Annotated in this window: 15 protein-coding genes, 1 tRNA gene and 1 pseudogene; 10 read left to right on the forward strand and 7 right to left on the reverse strand. The window is 55.7% G+C overall.

The window, feature by feature from the left end; translation table 11 throughout:
- Positions 1-53 precede the first annotated feature (53 nt).
- On the reverse strand, positions 54-260 hold the full coding sequence (locus O77CONTIG1_RS10035) for a hypothetical protein (RefSeq protein ID WP_068510244.1): 207 nt from the start codon (positions 258-260) through the stop codon (positions 54-56).
- Positions 261-752: 492 nt separating this feature from the next.
- On the opposite strand from O77CONTIG1_RS10035, the gene O77CONTIG1_RS10040 reads away from it, so the two are divergent.
- Complete coding sequence (locus O77CONTIG1_RS10040; RefSeq protein WP_068510245.1) at positions 753-1,517, forward strand: NDP-sugar synthase; 765 nt, start codon at positions 753-755, stop codon at positions 1,515-1,517.
- Between the two features lie 37 nt (positions 1,518-1,554).
- Here O77CONTIG1_RS10040 and O77CONTIG1_RS24445 read toward each other — a convergent pair whose 3' ends face one another.
- Positions 1,555-1,713 (reverse strand): hypothetical protein, encoded by a 159-nt coding sequence (locus O77CONTIG1_RS24445; protein ID WP_156435132.1) that lies wholly within the window; start codon positions 1,711-1,713, stop codon positions 1,555-1,557.
- A gap of 53 nt (positions 1,714-1,766) precedes the next feature.
- Here O77CONTIG1_RS24445 and serS point away from each other — a divergent pair, with 53 nt between their 5' ends.
- From serS to O77CONTIG1_RS28355, 3 genes and pseudogenes are all read left to right on the forward strand, one after another.
- Positions 1,767-3,047, forward strand: a complete 1,281-nt coding sequence (gene serS, locus O77CONTIG1_RS10045) for a serine--tRNA ligase (RefSeq protein ID WP_068510246.1) — start codon at positions 1,767-1,769, stop codon at positions 3,045-3,047.
- Between the two features lie 301 nt (positions 3,048-3,348).
- Positions 3,349-4,572 (forward strand): GDSL-type esterase/lipase family protein, encoded by a 1,224-nt coding sequence (locus tag O77CONTIG1_RS10050; protein ID WP_068510248.1) that lies wholly within the window; start codon positions 3,349-3,351, stop codon positions 4,570-4,572.
- 216 nt (positions 4,573-4,788) lie between these two features.
- Positions 4,789-5,518: pseudogene (locus O77CONTIG1_RS28355) on the forward strand (IS5 family transposase).
- Positions 5,519-5,527: 9 nt separating this feature from the next.
- Here O77CONTIG1_RS28355 and O77CONTIG1_RS10060 read toward each other — a convergent pair.
- The gene (locus O77CONTIG1_RS10060; RefSeq protein ID WP_068510250.1) at positions 5,528-6,079 is read right to left on the reverse strand and encodes an HD domain-containing protein; all 552 of its coding nucleotides are present in this window, start codon (positions 6,077-6,079) and stop codon (positions 5,528-5,530) included.
- A gap of 192 nt (positions 6,080-6,271) precedes the next feature.
- The gene (locus O77CONTIG1_RS10065) at positions 6,272-6,559 is read right to left on the reverse strand and encodes a hypothetical protein (protein WP_068510252.1); all 288 of its coding nucleotides are present in this window, start codon (positions 6,557-6,559) and stop codon (positions 6,272-6,274) included.
- A gap of 627 nt (positions 6,560-7,186) precedes the next feature.
- On the opposite strand from O77CONTIG1_RS10065, the gene O77CONTIG1_RS10070 reads away from it, so the two are divergent.
- From O77CONTIG1_RS10070 to O77CONTIG1_RS10085, 4 genes are all read left to right on the forward strand, one after another.
- A complete protein-coding gene (locus O77CONTIG1_RS10070) occupies positions 7,187-7,723 on the forward strand; it encodes a gamma-glutamylcyclotransferase (RefSeq protein ID WP_068510254.1) in 537 nt (178 codons plus the stop codon).
- 411 nt (positions 7,724-8,134) lie between these two features.
- Positions 8,135-9,097 carry an orange carotenoid-binding protein gene (locus tag O77CONTIG1_RS10075; protein ID WP_068510256.1) on the forward strand — a complete coding sequence of 321 codons (963 nt, stop codon included), beginning with the start codon at positions 8,135-8,137 and terminating at the stop codon, positions 9,095-9,097.
- Positions 9,098-9,407: 310 nt separating this feature from the next.
- Positions 9,408-10,142 carry a fatty acid desaturase gene (locus O77CONTIG1_RS10080; protein WP_084782482.1) on the forward strand — a complete coding sequence of 245 codons (735 nt, stop codon included), beginning with the start codon at positions 9,408-9,410 and terminating at the stop codon, positions 10,140-10,142.
- Positions 10,143-10,292: 150 nt separating this feature from the next.
- Positions 10,293-10,631: a hypothetical protein gene (locus tag O77CONTIG1_RS10085; protein WP_068516360.1), complete on the forward strand. Its 339-nt coding sequence runs from the start codon at positions 10,293-10,295 to the stop codon at positions 10,629-10,631.
- Between the two features lie 225 nt (positions 10,632-10,856).
- On the opposite strand, the gene coaBC is transcribed toward O77CONTIG1_RS10085, so the two are convergent.
- Both coaBC and O77CONTIG1_RS10095 read right to left on the reverse strand, forming a co-directional pair.
- Entirely contained in the window at positions 10,857-12,068 is a 1,212-nt protein-coding gene (coaBC, locus tag O77CONTIG1_RS10090) for a bifunctional phosphopantothenoylcysteine decarboxylase/phosphopantothenate--cysteine ligase CoaBC (protein ID WP_068510262.1), read from the reverse strand.
- A gap of 40 nt (positions 12,069-12,108) precedes the next feature.
- Positions 12,109-13,428, reverse strand: coding sequence for a four-carbon acid sugar kinase family protein (locus O77CONTIG1_RS10095; RefSeq protein ID WP_068510264.1), 1,320 nt, complete (start codon positions 13,426-13,428; stop codon positions 12,109-12,111).
- Positions 13,429-13,678: 250 nt separating this feature from the next.
- Between O77CONTIG1_RS10095 and O77CONTIG1_RS10100 the strand changes: the two genes are divergently transcribed.
- On the forward strand, positions 13,679-15,838 hold the full coding sequence (locus O77CONTIG1_RS10100) for an EamA family transporter (protein WP_225894735.1): 2,160 nt from the start codon (positions 13,679-13,681) through the stop codon (positions 15,836-15,838).
- Positions 15,839-15,930: 92 nt separating this feature from the next.
- Here O77CONTIG1_RS10100 and O77CONTIG1_RS10105 read toward each other — a convergent pair.
- A tRNA-Ser gene (locus tag O77CONTIG1_RS10105) sits at positions 15,931-16,017 on the reverse strand.
- 215 nt (positions 16,018-16,232) lie between these two features.
- Between O77CONTIG1_RS10105 and O77CONTIG1_RS10110 the strand changes: the two genes are divergently transcribed.
- Positions 16,233-16,643 carry a 2Fe-2S iron-sulfur cluster-binding protein gene (locus tag O77CONTIG1_RS10110; RefSeq protein WP_317134242.1) on the forward strand — a complete coding sequence of 137 codons (411 nt, stop codon included), beginning with the start codon at positions 16,233-16,235 and terminating at the stop codon, positions 16,641-16,643.
- The last annotated feature ends 8 nt before the right edge of the window (positions 16,644-16,651 follow it).

Raw genomic sequence — 16,651 nt, forward strand, 5'->3', positions numbered from 1 at the left:
AAGCTCACCTGTAAATCACCTGCTGTGCGTATCCTCTACTCGCTAGTCGGCTTCTAATCGGCGACCCGGAGCAAGCCCATTTGCAGGCGATCCAGCATGATGCGGATATGACGGAGATCTTCCATGCCCAGATACAGATCCGACATCATCACCTGATGCAGCATTTGCTCGTCTTCACGGGTGATTTTGCCCGTTGCCACAATCCGGTTGGCAACATCCCCAATCCCATATTCTATGGAGAACCCTGCTTGCGTCTTCATGGAAACTCAACAAAAGTAACTACATTTAGGGTCACAAATTTACAAAGGTTTCGCCATCCCCCGATGGGATCACCCAATGGTTCCAGCGTTCAACCGCTGGACTGAATTCGGTCTGCAAGTCGCAAAAACCGAATCTGGATGTCTATCGGCGGTGTATCGTGCCATTTCGCTCCTAAATCGCTGCGGAAAATGCGGAATCAAACACCCGGTTCAGCGCTCTATGAGGGGCGATCGCCCAGTTTTCGCATCCGGTTTCGAGACCTGTTAAAGGCTTGCCAAATCAGGTATTTTGGCAAAAAGCTGCTTTTAGCTTTCCCAGAAACTTAAAGGAAATATAAAAATCTCATAAAAGTTTCATGACATTTCTGCGGACTGGAAAAAGCACTCAAAAAGCTCAGTATCCTTACACAGGAGGTTTCTGCGCTCAGTCCATCCTGTTTCTGACTTGCCGTACTCTGGCTTGCTGTACTGTGATAAGTTCGATGAATTCCTATGTCCAATGTCATCGGATTGCTGCCTGCTGGCGGACAGGCGACCCGGCTTTCGCCCCTGCCGCTGAGTAAAGAGCTTTACCCTTTGGGCTTTCGCACAAGTACCGATGGGCGCACTGTTCCCAAAGTCGTCAGCCACTATCTGCTGGAGAAAATGCAGCGGGCGGGGATTGCCAAAGCCTTTTTTATTTTGCGGCCAGGCAAGTGGGATATTCCCGCCTACTATGGCGACGGCGCACTGGTGCAGATGCGTCTGGGCTATCTGACGGTGCAGGTGCCCTACGGCGTGCCCTACACGCTGGATCAGGCTTACCCGTTTTTGCAGGGGGCAACCGTGGCGATTGGGTTTCCCGACATCCTGTTTCAGCCGGAAAACGCCTACGCCGCATTGCTAGAACGACTGGCGCGAGGGGGCGCGGATGTGGTGCTGGGGCTATTTCCGACCAAAAACTTTCGCAAAGCGGGCATGGTGCAGTTTGATGAAATCGGGTATGTGCAGCAAATTGTTGAAAAACCGCAGCAGACGGACTTGACCTATATGTGGGCGATCGCCGTTTGGTCGCCGCGCTTCACCGAGTTTCTGCACGAGTTCGTCAGCGGCAAAATCCCAGATAAGGAAGTGCCGATTGGCGACGTGATCCAGGCTGGAATCAACGCGGGGTTGCGAGTGGAAGCAGAAGCCTTTCCCGACGGTTCCTATCTGGATGTCGGCACGCCAGACGACTTGGCACGGGCAATTCGGCAACTTACGCCGCCGGAGGGATAATGCTGAAGATTGAAGATGGAAGATTGAAGACTGAAGACTAAGGAGCATTGGGGTCAATGCCGAGCGATCGCAGGCGCTCTGCCAGTTTTTCGTCCCGTTCGCGTTTGGCTTCGGCTTGCTGCTGCACTTGCTGGAGTTGCTCTTGCGTGTGGGCGATCGCCCCACATGCCGTCCCCCCGTGACGCTGCTCCCACAATCCTTGTATCCTGTGAAATGCCACAGCAAGTAAAAATACGGCGGGGAAAAACGGTGCTGGATATCAAGCAAATTCGGGAGCATCCGGAGCAGGTGCAGGCAAAGCTGGATCTGCGAGGCGGCGGGTATGACCTGAAGCCAATTTTGGCGCTAGACCAGCAGCAGCGTGAGCTAGAAGTGGGGCGATCGCAGCTTCAGGCCCGCAGCAACGAAATCGGCAAACTGGTGGGGCAAAAGATGAAATCGGGAGCCAAGCCCGACGATGCCGAAGTGCTGGCGCTAAAGGAAGAGGGCAACCAGATTAAGGCGCAACTGAGCGATCTGGAGCCGAAAGAGAAGGAGATCAAAGAACAACTGCAAGCGCTCTTGCTCACGTTTCCCAACTTGCCCAGCGACGAAACGCCTGTCGGCAAAAGCGAAGACGAAAACGTGGAAATTCGCCGCTGGGGCGATGAATACATTCCCACCAATCCTAATATCCTGCCCCACTATGAAATTGGCGAAAAGCTGGGTATTTTGAACTTTGAGCGATCGGTGAAAATTGCCCAGAGCCGTTTTGTGACACTGCTGGGGGCAGGCGCGGCCCTAGAACGGGCGCTGATCCAGTTCATGCTCGATCGCCACACGCAGGCCGGCTTTGTAGAGGTGTTGCCGCCGATTTTGATTAACACAGCCTCGCTGACGGCATCGGGGCAGTTGCCGAAGTTTGCGGATGAAAGCTTTAAGTGCGATCGCGACGATCTCTGGCTCACCCCCACCGCCGAAGTGCCCATCACCAGCCTCTACCGGGATGAAATCCTAGAAGCCGATGCCCTGCCGATCTACCACTGCGCCTACACGCCCTGCTTCCGGCGCGAGGCCGGTAGCTATGGGCGAGATACACGGGGTCTAATCCGCCTGCACCAGTTCAACAAGGTGGAAATGTTCAAGTTCGTGCATCCAGACACCTCGATGGACGAACTGGAGAGCCTCACCCAGGCGGCCGAGGGGGTGCTGCAAGCGCTGAAGCTGCCCTATCGTGTGATTGCCCTCTGCACAGGCGATCTCGGCTTTGCCTCGGTAAAAACCTACGACCTGGAAGTGTGGCTGCCCAGCCAGGGCAAATATCGGGAAATCTCAAGCTGCTCCAACTGCACCGATTTTCAGGCTCGTCGTGCTAGCCTCCGGTTCAAAGAAGCCGGTAAGAAGGGAACCCAGTTTCTCCACACGCTGAACGGCTCTGGACTTGCCGTGGGGCGCACCATGGCCGCCATTCTGGAAAACTATCAGCAGCCGGATGGAACCGTTGCCGTTCCCGAAGCGCTGCAACCCTATCTGGGACGCGACGTGCTATGACGCAAATCAGCTACAGCGTTTTTGAAGCTAGTGAGGCACACGGATGGTCAATAAGCCCTTGCCTCGTGAGGGCAGCATGTGCCTCACCCCGCAAGAAAATGCTGTATAACGCAAATCATAGGCCTACATCAGCCCTGATCTCTGGCTTTTAGCAATCAGTGCTGGAGACTCGGTGCGGGAGATTTTTCGGGCTTGAATTTCAGATTTGCAGCCAATTTGTGGCTAGATTCTGGCTAAATTCTCCTGATGGGCGGGCGATCGCCTGCAAGTAGAAAAAGGTACTGTGCAGGATGATTGAGCCATGAGTGAGTTGCTGTTGCTGGCGGCGGGGCTACTGAGTCGAGCAAATGCGGGATCGCTGCCCACTGCAAATCTGCTGCCCGTGCTGCCGCCGCCTGCCGATGCGGCAGGAGTGTCCGGCGCAAAAGCCGCTGTTGTTCCCGTGCAGGCTGCGACAGATCAGGTCGTGCAGCCAGAATTTAGCCAGTCTTCGCAGCAGGCCTCGGCGGAAAACCTGCGGACTGCTGAAACGGGGGGAGCCTGGACGGGCAGGCGGCGATCGCTCCAGCGGACAGCCTTGGCGCAAACGGCTGCGGCACAGCCTGTTACGGCACAGCCTTCTACCCCAGCGCACAGTTTCAACACGCTGCAAACCGCTGCTGCTCAGAACGCTGCTGCCCAGCGCGATGGATCTCAAGCTCGCCCATCCCAAGCCAGCGCCGTTCGGAGCATCACAGCAGGGCGATCGCCCGTACAGGTTGCTGCTGCATCATCCCCAGCGCCCGTGCCAACGCTGACAGATATTCCGCCCGCCCGCCGCATCCGTCCCCAGAGCGGGGCCCAGCAGTATCAGCAGCGGTGGGCCGCACTGCGGCAGGGGCAAACGTATACCCGCATCGCTACCGATAGCTTCGCAGAGCAGTGGATCAACGCGACCGAACAGCCAACCTATGAACAGTGGGTGACTCTGCTGGGCTACGAAGCGCGGGCGATGGCCGCCGGCCAGGGCAACAACCGACTGTCGGTGCTGGTGGGCGATTCCATTAGCCAGTGGTTTCCCGTAGAGCAACTCAGCCGCGATCGCTTCTGGCTGAATCAGGGCATTTCGGGCGACACCACGGCGGGCGTGCTGCGTCGGCTGTCGCTGTTTCAAGACACGCGCCCAGCGGATATTCATGTGATGGTTGGCATCAACGACCTGCGGCGCGGCGCATCCAATGCCGAGGTGTTGAATAACCTCAGTCAGATCATGCAAGACCTGCGCCAGACGCACCCCCAGGCTCGCATTTGGATTTATTCCATCTTGCCGACGCGGCTGCCTGCCTTGCCACCGGAGCGGATTTTTGCGCTAAACCAAAACTTGGAGGCGATCGCCCGCCAGCAACAGGTCGCCTATGTCGATCTCCAGCGCTTCTTTGCCGAGGAGCCTTCGGGCATTTTGCGTCGCGACCTCACCACTGACGGCATTCACCTCAGCCGCACGGGCTATGCGCTCTGGCAGTGGGCGATTGGCTATTTGATTTGAGGCATGAGCGTCTGTCGCCGCACAACTGCTGCAAAACGTCGAGGTTAGCCGTCAGCGCTCCGATTCTGTCAGCTTTTAGGTTAAGTGGGCAATCGCCCAGGGATGTCCATGCTGAGGGAAACAGGGGCGATCGCCCTCAGCGAGTAAGTTAGTGATCTAGGGAGTGTCATCAATTAGATAAGCTGTAATCAGCAGTGATTCAGCTATCTGACGATTATGACAACCCGACGCTACGCCCTGCGCGATGACCAATGGGAACGGCTCCAAGTTTGCTCCCTGGACGAGGGCGGGAGTCACAGCAAAGGTCTGTTTGTCGAGGCAGTGCTATATCGATATCGAGCCGGCATTCCCTGGCGAGACTTGCCAGAGCGGTTTGGTCATTTTCGCAAGGTTCACACCGCTTTCGGCGCTGGGCAAAGACGGGCGTATGGCAACGGGTGTTTCAGGTGCTGTCTGAAGATGCAGACAACGAATACGCCATGATCGACACCACGATTGTGCGTGCTCATCAGCATAGTGCTGGGGCAAAGGGGGGGATGCCAATGCCCAAGCCATTGGTCGTAGTAAAGGGGGATTGAGCACCAAGATTCATGCGACTGTCGATGCACTGGGCAATCCGACAGGCTTTCACCTCACACCGGGCAGACCTGTGACCTTGATGGGGCTGATGTGCTGCTAGAGAATATTCAAGCTGATACAGTCCTAAGGTGCAGACCAACGGGTGATTGAGCGACTCCAACAACAGGGAAGACGCTGTGATTCCGCCCAAGCGAAACCGCAAGACACCGCGTGATTACGACAAGGAGCTATACAAAGCGCGGCATCTGATTGAGAACTTCTTTGCCAAACTCAAGCAGTATCGAGCGATTGCGACCGCTATGACAAGTTAGCCGAGACGTTTCTGAGTGCAATTTACATGGCGGCTGCCCTTATTTGGCTTAATTGATGACACGCCCTAGGACTTTATCTTAGCTCGTCCAGCGGACAAAAGCTGATCGTAATACGCTTCTAGCGTTGGGTTATCGCCTCGCAGCCCGTTAATGATTTTTTCTGTCCAGTCTAGATATTCCAGTCGTCGTTCCGGTGTCCAATGGGTTGGCGGTGTTTCGGTGACAGAGCGGACGTTGGAGATTTTGTCGGCAATCTTGACCTGCTTGGCCCGCTCGGAAAGGTGCGGCGCGTGTTCAATCTGGCGCTGTTTGCGTTCCGGCTTGGGCAGTTGTCGGTCATCGGTCACTTCTTCCACAACCTGCCGCACTTCTACGCCAAAGGCTGCGTCCAGTTCTGCTGGCGTGGTTTCGGTATCTTCCAGCGTGTCGTGCAGGATTGCTGCTTGCAGGGTAATCACGTCGCTCACGCCGCCAACCCGCGCCAAAATTTCTGCCACTTCGATCGGGTGGTTGATGTAGGGCGAAGCGTCCACATCTTTGCGGCGCTGATCGCGGTGTTTATTTGCCGCAAAGTGGATCGCTGAGAGCAACGCGGCCGCTGGGTTTTGTTCTTTCATCTGCAAGCTTCCTTGGTTGCAATCAGTCATAGTCAATCAGTCAATATAGAACACTCTTCCTTCCATAGAATGCCCAGCTTTTTGGGTCAGGCTGCATGGGCATCAGGGCGATCGCCCAACGGCTCAACTCAGCGAAACCAGGCATCCTGCATGACTTGTTACTTGGCAACGCCGCGCAACCTCTGTCCCTCGTCACACCATTGCTCGATTCACCAAACTCATCACCTTGCTGGGGCAACCGGGCAGCGGCATCAGTTTACTCCAGGCTACCGCCTCTACCACGTCGAGGGTGTGGAGTCGCAGAATGTGGAACTGGACGTGCGATCGCCCGCCAATCACAATCAGCGTCAAAATGTCTGGGTCGTCGTTGGCAAAGCGGTCGAGATAAAGCGGTGTTGAAAGGCGAGGCAGTCGGGGCGCTGGGGAATTGGGCGCTGGAGAATCCGAAGATTGCGAAGCTGGTTCGTGCGAAAAAGTCATGGCAGCGTAAGCCTCCCTTGGAAGTAGGTAATTGAGCAGTACGGAAAAACCGCTAATTCCCAGCATCAAAGCCACCCCAGCCCGTTTTGCCTTAAAAAAATGGCAACGCAAAGCTGAGGTGGCTAGCGGAGTGATACACCGCCTATCTAGCCCACCAGACTGCGCTTCCAGTTTGGGGGTCAGTTCCCTGAGGTGCGCTAACATCTTCAGGGAACGCTTGAGAAATGGAAATTTTTAGTTGTGAGAGACGAACATACTGTAAGTTGGCAGATTACGCAAGCAAATCTTTCAGTCGGTATTATTTCCTCACTGGAACACTTCACTAGAACACTTCACTAGAACACTTCGCCAGGATTGCTCAGGTTTGAGCGGGATTTAAACTACGGTTTTTCGGTCGAGTTTATGGACAATTTGGCAGGCTTCCCGGTATTCTGGAGAATTGGGAGGGAAAATGTCAACCAGGTTTCTGCAAACTGCGCGGCGATTTAGTAAGCTCTCACTTTAACGAAAGTTAGAGAGCTAAAGTGAGGACGCTTTGAGCGCCTTGCCGCCGAATCAATCCCCCTGAAGTTCCCTTAATAAAGGGGCTGCCGGACAGTAGAGACTGCATTTCCGTTCAAGAGTGCTATGAACCTTGCCGATCGCCCACTTCATCTTGCTCCTGAGTCCGTTGAACCCTCATTTCTATACTTTGCCTACGGCTCTTGTATGTGTCCGGTGGACTTGAAGCGATCGCTCGGTGAGCCGACGCACGCCTACGTCATTGGTCATGCCACGCTGCGGGGCTATCGGCTGGGCTTTTTCTGCTATTCCAAATTTCGCGACTGTGGCGTGCTGGATGTGGTACCTGATGAGCAGTCGTCGGTCGAAGGCGTGCTATATCGGCTGCCGCTGCGGTTGAGCGATCGCCTCGATGCTCGCGAGGTCAGCTATCGCCACGAAATCATCACTGTGCAGGCCAACGGGCGCACCTACGACAACGTCCGCACCTACACCGCACTGCACAAGCTGCCCGAAGAAAAAGCCCCCAACGACTGGTACTTCAATGTGGTGCTGCGCGGAGCCGTGACTTGTCGCCTGCCCGAAGCGTACTGCTGGCACCTCTGCCACCACATGCACCAGCTTCAGGAATTTGGACGGGGCGATCGCCTCAAAATTGCCTAGTTTTTTTGCTTAAAAACCTCCTTAAAACTGTTTTCAAAGACCCTGTTCAGAACGCTCCAAAAGTCAAGAAAGCTGGATACAAAGTCTTTCCCCAATTGACAAATAAAAATCACTTAACCTTGAGGAAATAGTATGGAAATCCTAGAGTTTATCAAAACCCTCTAGGATCTCTTTGTGGTTTGCATTTTGTCCCCATGTTTCTGTAGGCTTAGAGGTAGATGTGATAGGTGTCGAGTCTTTAGATTCAGCACCTCACCCAAGTCAAAAAGTCACATCAAATGTGCTGATGGGCAAAATAAGCGAACTTGAACTTAAATCGAGTGTCGTTCTTATACGCTGCCTGTCCTCTTTGAAGGCTTCAGATTCTGTATCCTTCGGAGATTTTTAATCAAGTATGAAGGTGGACTGAATATGCCATTCACAATTGATTCCGCTCGTGGAATCTTCTCATCAAATACATTGGCTGCTGATGTCGTCCCGGCAACGATTGCCCGATTTAATCAGCTCAGCCCTGAAGATCAGCTCGCTTGGATTTGGTTTGCCTACTTAGAAATGGGAAAAACTGTTACTGTGGCCGCTCCTGGCGCAGCACGGATGCAGTTCGCAGAACCCACGCTGAACGAAATTCGTCAGATGAGCTTCCCAGAACAAACGCAGGTCATGTTTGATCTGGCAAATCATGCAGATACCCCAATCTGTCGTACCTATGCATCCTGGTCGCCCAACATCAAGCTAGGATTTTGGTATCAATTGGGCGAGTGGATGGAGCAGGGCATCGTTGCCCCTATCCCGCCCAATTATGAGCTATCGGCCAATGCGTCAGCGGTGCTGCAAACGCTGCGTAAACTTGACTCTGGACAACAAATCACCATCCTCCGAAATGCAGTCGTAGACATGGGATTTGATCCTAATAAATTAGGAGAGTATGAGCGAGTTGCGGAACCCCTAGAAGCGCCCAAAGAGGCTTCTCAACGCACAAAAGTCAGCATTGAAGGCGTTGACAATCCCACGATTCTTGCGTACATGGACAATCTGAATGCGAACGACTTTGGTTCGCTGATTGCGCTGTTTACGCCCGATGGTGCGTTGCAACCGCCGTTCCAGCGTCCGATTGTAGGCCGAGATGCAATTCTGCGGTTCTTTCGAGAAGAATGCCAAAACTTGGTACTGATGCCAGAGCGGGGCATTTCTGAACCCGCCGAAGACGGCTATACCCAGGTCAAAGTGACAGGTAAAGTGCAAACGCCTTGGTTCGGGGCGAGCGTCGGTATGAATATTGCTTGGCGCTTTCTGCTGAATCCTGAAAACAAGATTTTCTTTGTGGCAATCGACCTCTTGGCTTCTCCCAAAGAGTTGCTCAATCTCGCTCGATGAGTCCTTCTATGGGAGACGGGTTCATTGAACAGAGTTGGTTTGCGCTGAGTGGGTAAATATCATTATCGGGTGGATGTGTTAGCGCCAGCGTAATGCATCAGAGTCTTTCGAGGCGATATGTTGCAGCGATGCCTGACAGCATCCTACAAAGTTTATTGATGTCTATCCACTGACTTGCAAGTTCATTTTCAAATCGATTCTGCAAACGGCTCTAAATCCGCGCTTTTTAATGCGCTCTCTTTATAATGCGCTCTCTTTATGTAGAGGGCGCTTTTCAGTATGAGTGATTTTTTAGGATAGATAGCGCACTGTGGCTGGGATATTTCTTGCGGCTGTTATTTTAACAGGCTGGGTTGTCAGTTTACTGTTGTTTCTATTGGTAGATTCTGCCAGTCTTTCGGTTCCCGGCGTTGTTTTCGCAGTTCTACTTCGCACGTTTTTGCATACGGGTCTGTTTGTAATTGGCCACGATGCCATGCATCAGAATCTGCTGCCCAATCACCGACGCATCAATCACTGGATAGGGGCGATCGCCGTTTGGTTATACGCCGCTATTGCCTACTCAACCTGCTGTGCGAATCATCATCAGCATCATCGCTATCCTGAACAAACACGCGATCCTGACTTTCATGACAGCACGCACACCCATCCGTTCTGCTGGTATTTGAAATTTATTCGGGAATATATCGCGGTTTCGTCGGTTTTGGGACTGCTGGGCGGCTGGGGACTGCTGCTGTGGGGGATGAGCCAGGTGGTTCCGATGGCTTGGAGCCGGGTCGTTCTGTTCGTGCTGCTGCCGTTTGTGCTGAGTTCGGTGCAACTGTTTGTGTTTGGCACCTATCTTCCCCATCGTGGCGAATCGGGGCATCAAGTGCCGGAGTCGTTGCGGGCGGGCGATCGCACGCTCAATCCTTCACAAACTCAGTGGAGACCGTGGCTCTGGTCGTTTTTCACCTGCTATCACTTTGGGCAGTATCACCCACTTCATCATCGGTTTCCCAGGGTTCCGTGGTATCAGTTGCCAAGCTTCAGAGAAAAACGCTGACCTTTACCTAATGGGTGAAATTTTGGCAAACTGCCTCCCCAGATTCTGAGAATTATGAGATTATACGTATCATAGGTTTACATTATGATATGTGTTGCGTTAAGAATTTCTGCATAGGTTTTGGCTGCTGCGGGGGGTTTGGCTTTTAAGATGCAAGCGACTGATATCCAATGGTCTAAGGCGGAGAAAGAGATAGCGCGGGCAGCCTTCGAGCGAGCCTATGAGCGTGAAATTCAAGCGTTGGTGAAGGAAGTGCGGGAGCGGGCCCACGGGGTCGGCGAAGTGGATGACCTGTGGACGCTTCATGACTTCCTCAGTGCGCGGCGACACGCCCTGGAAGGGAAGTATGACTATCGGTATTCAGTGTTGATTTTTGTGTTTGCCCAGTTGGTTCAAGAGGGTTGGCTGGAACTGCACGAGCTAGAAGGGCTTGCGACAGACAAGTTGACCAAAGTTTCAGCGTTAACGCGAATGGGCTGTCATTTCTAAGCTGTCATTTTCTAAGCTGTCATTTATTTCTAGACGGGTTGCAAAAGCCAAGAGGCGGGTAAGCGGTCACTTCTCAGATTTCATACTGCTGCCACTCGTTTCTCATTTATGTCTCATTTATGAGACTGTTGTGGAACTGTTATGGGGCTGGAATGAGGCGATAGCGCTGGACGGGATGGGCGAGTTGGCGTTTCTTGTCTGCCGTTTCGTCGAGCCATCATTGGGTTACTCTATGCTTTGCACAAAGTCGTAGAGCCGATGCGCCATCTGGAGCTTGCTGCATGGCGCGATCGCCCTTTTTCTGCCCGTTTTATCCAGAAACACGGCCTGATTTTGGTCGCTGCCAAAGCCGCTATCTGGCAGATCGATGGGGTTGGCGGCGATCGCGTCTAGCCGCTTGCGCTCCAGTTTCTCTAGGGCTGGGGTCACGATGTCCCCGGTTTGAGCAGCGAACCCAATGAGCCGCTGATGGGGCTGTTTGCGCTGGCCCAAGTCGGCAGCGATGTCGGGCGCAGGAACCAAGGGCAGGGCAGTGGGCAGGTCGGCCTTGGGCAGCTTGTGGAGATAGGTCGTGGCGGGCTGCACATCGGCAACGGCGGCAGACAGCAGAATCCAGTCGGCGGTGGGCAGTTCGTGCAGCATGACCTGGTGCATTTCGGCGGCGCTGGTGACGGCAATGCGGCGATCGCCCGCGTCTCTTTGCAGCAGTTCTGCACTCATTGGCCCATGAACCAGCGTCACCGTTGCGCCCCGATGCTGAGCCGCCTGGGCCAGCGCCAGCCCCATTTTCCCCGTCGAGGGGTTGCCAATAAACCGTACTGGATCGAGAAATTCCCGCGTGCCGCCTGTGTTGATTAGCACCTGCTTGCCTGCTAGGTCGCGCTGTCCCCTAGTGTGTTGCAGCGATTCCAACTGAGCGACCAGATCGGGGGGTTCCGCCATGCGCCCTGCCCCCAGGCGATCGCACGCCAGTCGTCCCGCCCCTGGTCCCGCCGTGTGAAATCGCGGATCGTCCTGCACCAATCGCCAGTTGCGCTGCACAGACGGCTGCTCCCACATATCCGTGTTCATCGCCGGAGCTAGCAGCACGGGACAAGTCGAGGCCAGCACCGTATTGGTGAGCAAATTGTCCGCCAGCCCGTGGGCCAGCTTGCCCAGCGTGTTGGCCGTCAGCGGCGCAATCAGCATCACATTGGCCCATTCGCCTAGTTCGATATGCAGGGGTCGCCCGTGGCTGGGCTGCCAAAAGTCGGCATCGGTGTAGGCGGCGTGGCGGGCCAGCGTGGCAAAGGTGAGCGGTGTCACAAACTGCTGTGCGCCGTCCGTCAGCACCACGCGCACCGCTGCGCCAGATTTTGCCAGCGTGGACACCACCTCGCACACCTTGTAGGCGGCAATGCCGCCACCCACGCCAATGAGAATTTTGGGAGATTCCATTCTCGATTTTGGATTTGCGGTTCTGGATGGCTTGTCAAGCTCAGGAACGTTGAGATAGCCGCTGATAGGCTTCGGCGACAGACGTGCGATCGCCCACGTTGCCAGGAAACAGCACCACAGGTAGGTTAGGGAACTGGGGATGGTCGGGCGGGGTGCGAACGACAGACACACCGGGGAGAATCTGCCCCAGCAGGCGGGCGCTGGTGAGCGCCAGTCCATCGCTCAGCGTGTCGTTGGAGGTGATGCCGCCCTTGCTGATCAAGAAGCCCACGTCGGCGGGCAACCCCCGCACAATGTCCATCAGCAGCCGCGATACGGCCATCCCAAAGTCTAGCCGGGTCTGCGCGTCGGCGAAGGTCAACTCTTGGCGACTGGTGAACACAGCGGGGGTCTGTCCTGCTGCGTGGGCCGCGTGAACCTGGTGCAGCAGGTCGGTCAGCAGCGCGTCGCGGGACATCGGGGAATCGGGCAATAACTTGGCGATATCCACCTCGACGGGCACAACTCCCGGCGCTTGCAGCAACACCTCAAGCTGCTCTGTCGTTTTTTTCACATGGGAGCCAACGATGACTGCGCCAGGTTTGCCGTCGCGCACGTAGGTTGCCATGTCTGCCGGGGCAACGGGCTGGGGCGGCAGATTGGCCAGCGCCGTCAGCAAACTGGCCGCACTGCGAAACAGGAAGCGTTTGCCCTGAGATACTGCCACCCGCACATCTGCCGCAAAGCGGTTTAGATCGTCCTGAGTTTCGGCATCTACCACGCCGCAGGTGTTTCCACTGAGCGCCCGCAGCCTGTCTACCACGCCCATCCGCACATCCGCCAACAGAAACCGCTCGACCTGATTGGCGGCAATCCGCCCCTGGGTCTTTTCTGCAACGTAGTCGGGCAAATAGCTGTGGCGATAGGCAAATACCGAATCGCGGGCGAATTCTGTTTCATGAACGGGTGTGGGCACGCCGTTGATCATCAGATAGTGAACGCTGTCGCGGGTAAAGCGGCCCCCCTCGAAAAAAGCGGGCGTGAGGAAGTGTGCGTCAAAGGGCCCTAATTCTTCGGCGATCGCATCGGTTTCTACGGGGTAATGCCCGCGCAGCGTCGAGTCTGAGCGGCTGACGATGAGAAAATCCTGAAGGCCCTCTAGGGCGATCGCCTGCTTCAGATTGCGACACACCTCCCGCGTCACCGCATCGGCTTGGGTCGGTGTCAGGGCGCGAGTGTTGGTTAGCACAAAGAAAATGGGCGACTCATCTGCCAGCCCCAGCCGCAGCGTGTCTACGTCCCATCGCGTCAGCAGCAGGCAGGAGTGAACCGTTTGCGACCCGGTGGGGTCGTCGTCGAGGACGATGATCTTGGGCTGCATGGGGGATTGGAAATTTGGGGTCAGGGGATGATTTTCTCAGATTTTGGTGCGCGATCGCTCTGCTGCGGGTACACTCAATCAGGCCGAATTCATACGCATTTCTCCAGAGCGATCGCCCTTTTTACAGCACTTTCGTAAAATTTGGGCTAACCTCTGAGAGCAGGGTAGTGCATCGTAGCCGCCATCTTACCAAGCCTGGGGTCGCAAACCGATGGGGGAATTGGAACATCAGCCTGATCAGGGCAGCGAAATGTCGAACACCGAGACCAACCCTGGAAATGGAACGCCTCCTTCCAAAGGGGTGGAACAGATTTTGCAGGACGTGACGCAGGATTTGCGATCGCTTCAGCAAGATGTGGTGTCCAGTCTGAGTCAGGATATTTCGCGGCTCCAGGCAGAGCGATCGCGCCTGCAAAACGAAATTGAAAAGCTGCAAAGTCAGCAGCAAGCCCTGCAAAGCCAGCATCAGATTTTCCTAACCCAGCAGCAAATCGCCCAGCAAAAACTCTGGGCCAAGCAGCTTGCCCAAACAATGGCGGGCTATCTCTATAACCTGCTGGCGCAGCGCCTTAGCCAGCTTCCGGGCGAGGCGGTCGCGCCCAACCTGCCGCCTGCTGCCCAATCTGCCAACTCGCAGCAGGCCTTGTCCTTGCTCGATGCGACGCTGAGCCAAACGCTAGCTTCGCTGCAAAGCGACCTAAATGTCTATCACAGCGGGCTGTCGCAGCAAATCGACCGGATGCAAACCCTAGAGCAGCAAGGCGAGGCGCTGCTTGAGGCCCTGGTCAGCCGTCTGAATCAGCAGCTTCAAGCCGTGGGAACCGTTTCGCCGAGCCAGCCTGCCGCCTATTCCACGACGCAAACGTCTTCCACGCTAACGTCGGAACCCGTTTCATCGCCCGCCCGCCCAGGCTTGCCAGAACCGAGCCTGTTCAATCCATCTGCTCCATCCCCCGGCGGATTGACGACGACGGGTGGCGAGGCTGCTCCGAATGGTTATGCTGGGCGAGCGTCCGAGCCGCCAGCGCCGCCGAATGTATCGCCTGATCCTGCATCGCTTGATAGCGGTTCTCCCCCGATTGCGCCGACTCCCCGGCCCACGCCAACGGTTACCGTTTCGTCAAATCCCTTTAGCGTCTCGACGCTAGCGGGCATCGTGCTGGCGGGGCTGCTGATTCTGGCGGGTGTGGCCATGCTGGGCAAGCTGATTGCGGCGCTGCTGGGCGGCGGTACGGGCCTGTCGGTGGGAACTATGCCGCTGCTGCTGTTGACGCTGGCGGCGGGGCTGGCCTACTGGGTGTGGCAACAGGGCAGAGCGCCCCGCCGACTTTCTGGACGAACTGCTGGGCGATTCTCGAAGGGATCGCTACGCGAATCACCCAAGTTGGGTTCTCTCGCAGGCGGCTTGCCTCATCTAGCTCAGCCGCAGGTGGGACTGGTGCTGATTTTGCTTTCCACGCTTGCCCTGTCGCTGCACAACGTGGTGGTGGGCATCATCGGCGGACAAACCAGCATTTTTGGGCTATTTAGCCTGCCGCGCTCGATCACGCTGGATAGCTTTAATGACTCGCTGCTGGTGCTGTGGCTGCGGATGGTGGTGGTGGTGCCTGTGATGGTGGCGATCGCCCGCTGGCTCTATCCCAACGCCTGGCGCGATATTCGCAGCTTTGCCCTGAGCCGCGATCGCGCTCTGCAAGGCTACGTTGTGGGCAGCGGAGCCTGTCTATTTCTCTCGCAGGTGTTTATCTACATTGCGATCGCCGCGACGGGGCCGGGGGTCGCCGTGACGATTTTGTTCATGTATCCGCTGATCCTAGTGCCGCTGGCGTGGCTGCTATTCCGCGATCGCCCCACGCCGCTGCGATGGGTGGTGCTGTTCGCAATTTTGTCGGGAGTGGTGCTGACGGCGCTGCCTAGGTTAATGCAGGCTACCAACGTGTCCACCAACGGCATTTTCTTCGCCATTCTGTCGGGCATCTTCTTTGCGCTGTACCTGATTACAATGCAGGTCAGCTTTGGCAAAAAGCTGCATCCAGTGCCCGTTAGCGTGGTGCAGTTCTTCACGATCTTTGTGCTGGCGAATATTATGCTGCTGCTACTGGGCGTGGAGGAGCCGCCGGATCACCTGCTGGGGCTACTGCTGGGCGGGCTGGTACTGGGCACGCTGACGCTGCTGGGTTATCTGCTCAACAACCTGGGTGTGCGCCTGCTGGGGGCTGCCCGCGCCTCGATTATTTCTGCCAGCGGCCCAGTGCTGACTGCCCTGCTGGCCTATTTGATTACGCCGAGCGAGCGCACGCAGCTTCAGCCTGTGCAGTGGATTGGCATTGTGGTCGTCACGCTAGGCGTGCTGGGACTCAGCTTCGAGCGGATGCGAATGCAGAATAAAACTGCCCCTGCTGCGAAGTAGCGCTCAGCGGTGGGAACCCGGATACCCGGAAGTCTAAATAGCAAGGATTAAACCCGATCAATCGGATTCAACTACGATTCAACTACAGAGAACGGAGAGAGAGGGATTCGAACCCTCGTTAGAGTTACCCCTAAACAGCATTTCCAGTGCTGCGCCTTCAACCACTCGGCCATCTCTCCATACGCTTGCTGATTCGGCTTACTTGCAGCCAAGTCTCAGCATATTTTCAGCCCAACAGCCACCAGTGATGAATGGAGAGTTCATCCACAGAATTTCTATATTACCAGACCTTAGCACCAGTTAATCCCGAAACATGATCCTAACCCGCCCAACGGTCTGATTTCTGCGACCCAATCCCTACCCGAATCTTTGGCAAGGAGGGGGCGATCGCCGTATGATCTCCAAGGCAGTCGCGTCCTACTTCCATAACCCCAATATGCCTCGTTCCCATACGGTTCACATCTGCGATCGCCAGACTGGCACCCAGCACACCGTCGAAGTGCCCGAAGATCGCTACATCCTACACACCGCCGAACAGCAAGGCGTGCGTCTGCCCTTTGCCTGCCGCAACGGAGCCTGCACCACCTGCGCCGTCCGCGTGCGATCGGGCGATATCTACCAGCCCGAAGCAATGGGCCTGTCGCCCGAACTCCGCGCCCAGGGTTACGCGCTCCTCTGCGTCAGCTATCCCCTTACGGATCTAGAAGTGGAAACCCAGGACGAAGACGAGGTCTACGAACTCCAGTTCGGCCGCTACTTTGGCAAAGGTCGCGTCCGCCGCGCGTTGCCTCTAGAAGAAGACTAAGAGAGAAA

The sequence above is a fragment of the Leptolyngbya sp. O-77 genome, assembly GCF_001548395.1.
In the GTDB taxonomy this organism is placed as follows: domain Bacteria; phylum Cyanobacteriota; class Cyanobacteriia; order Elainellales; family Elainellaceae; genus Thermoleptolyngbya.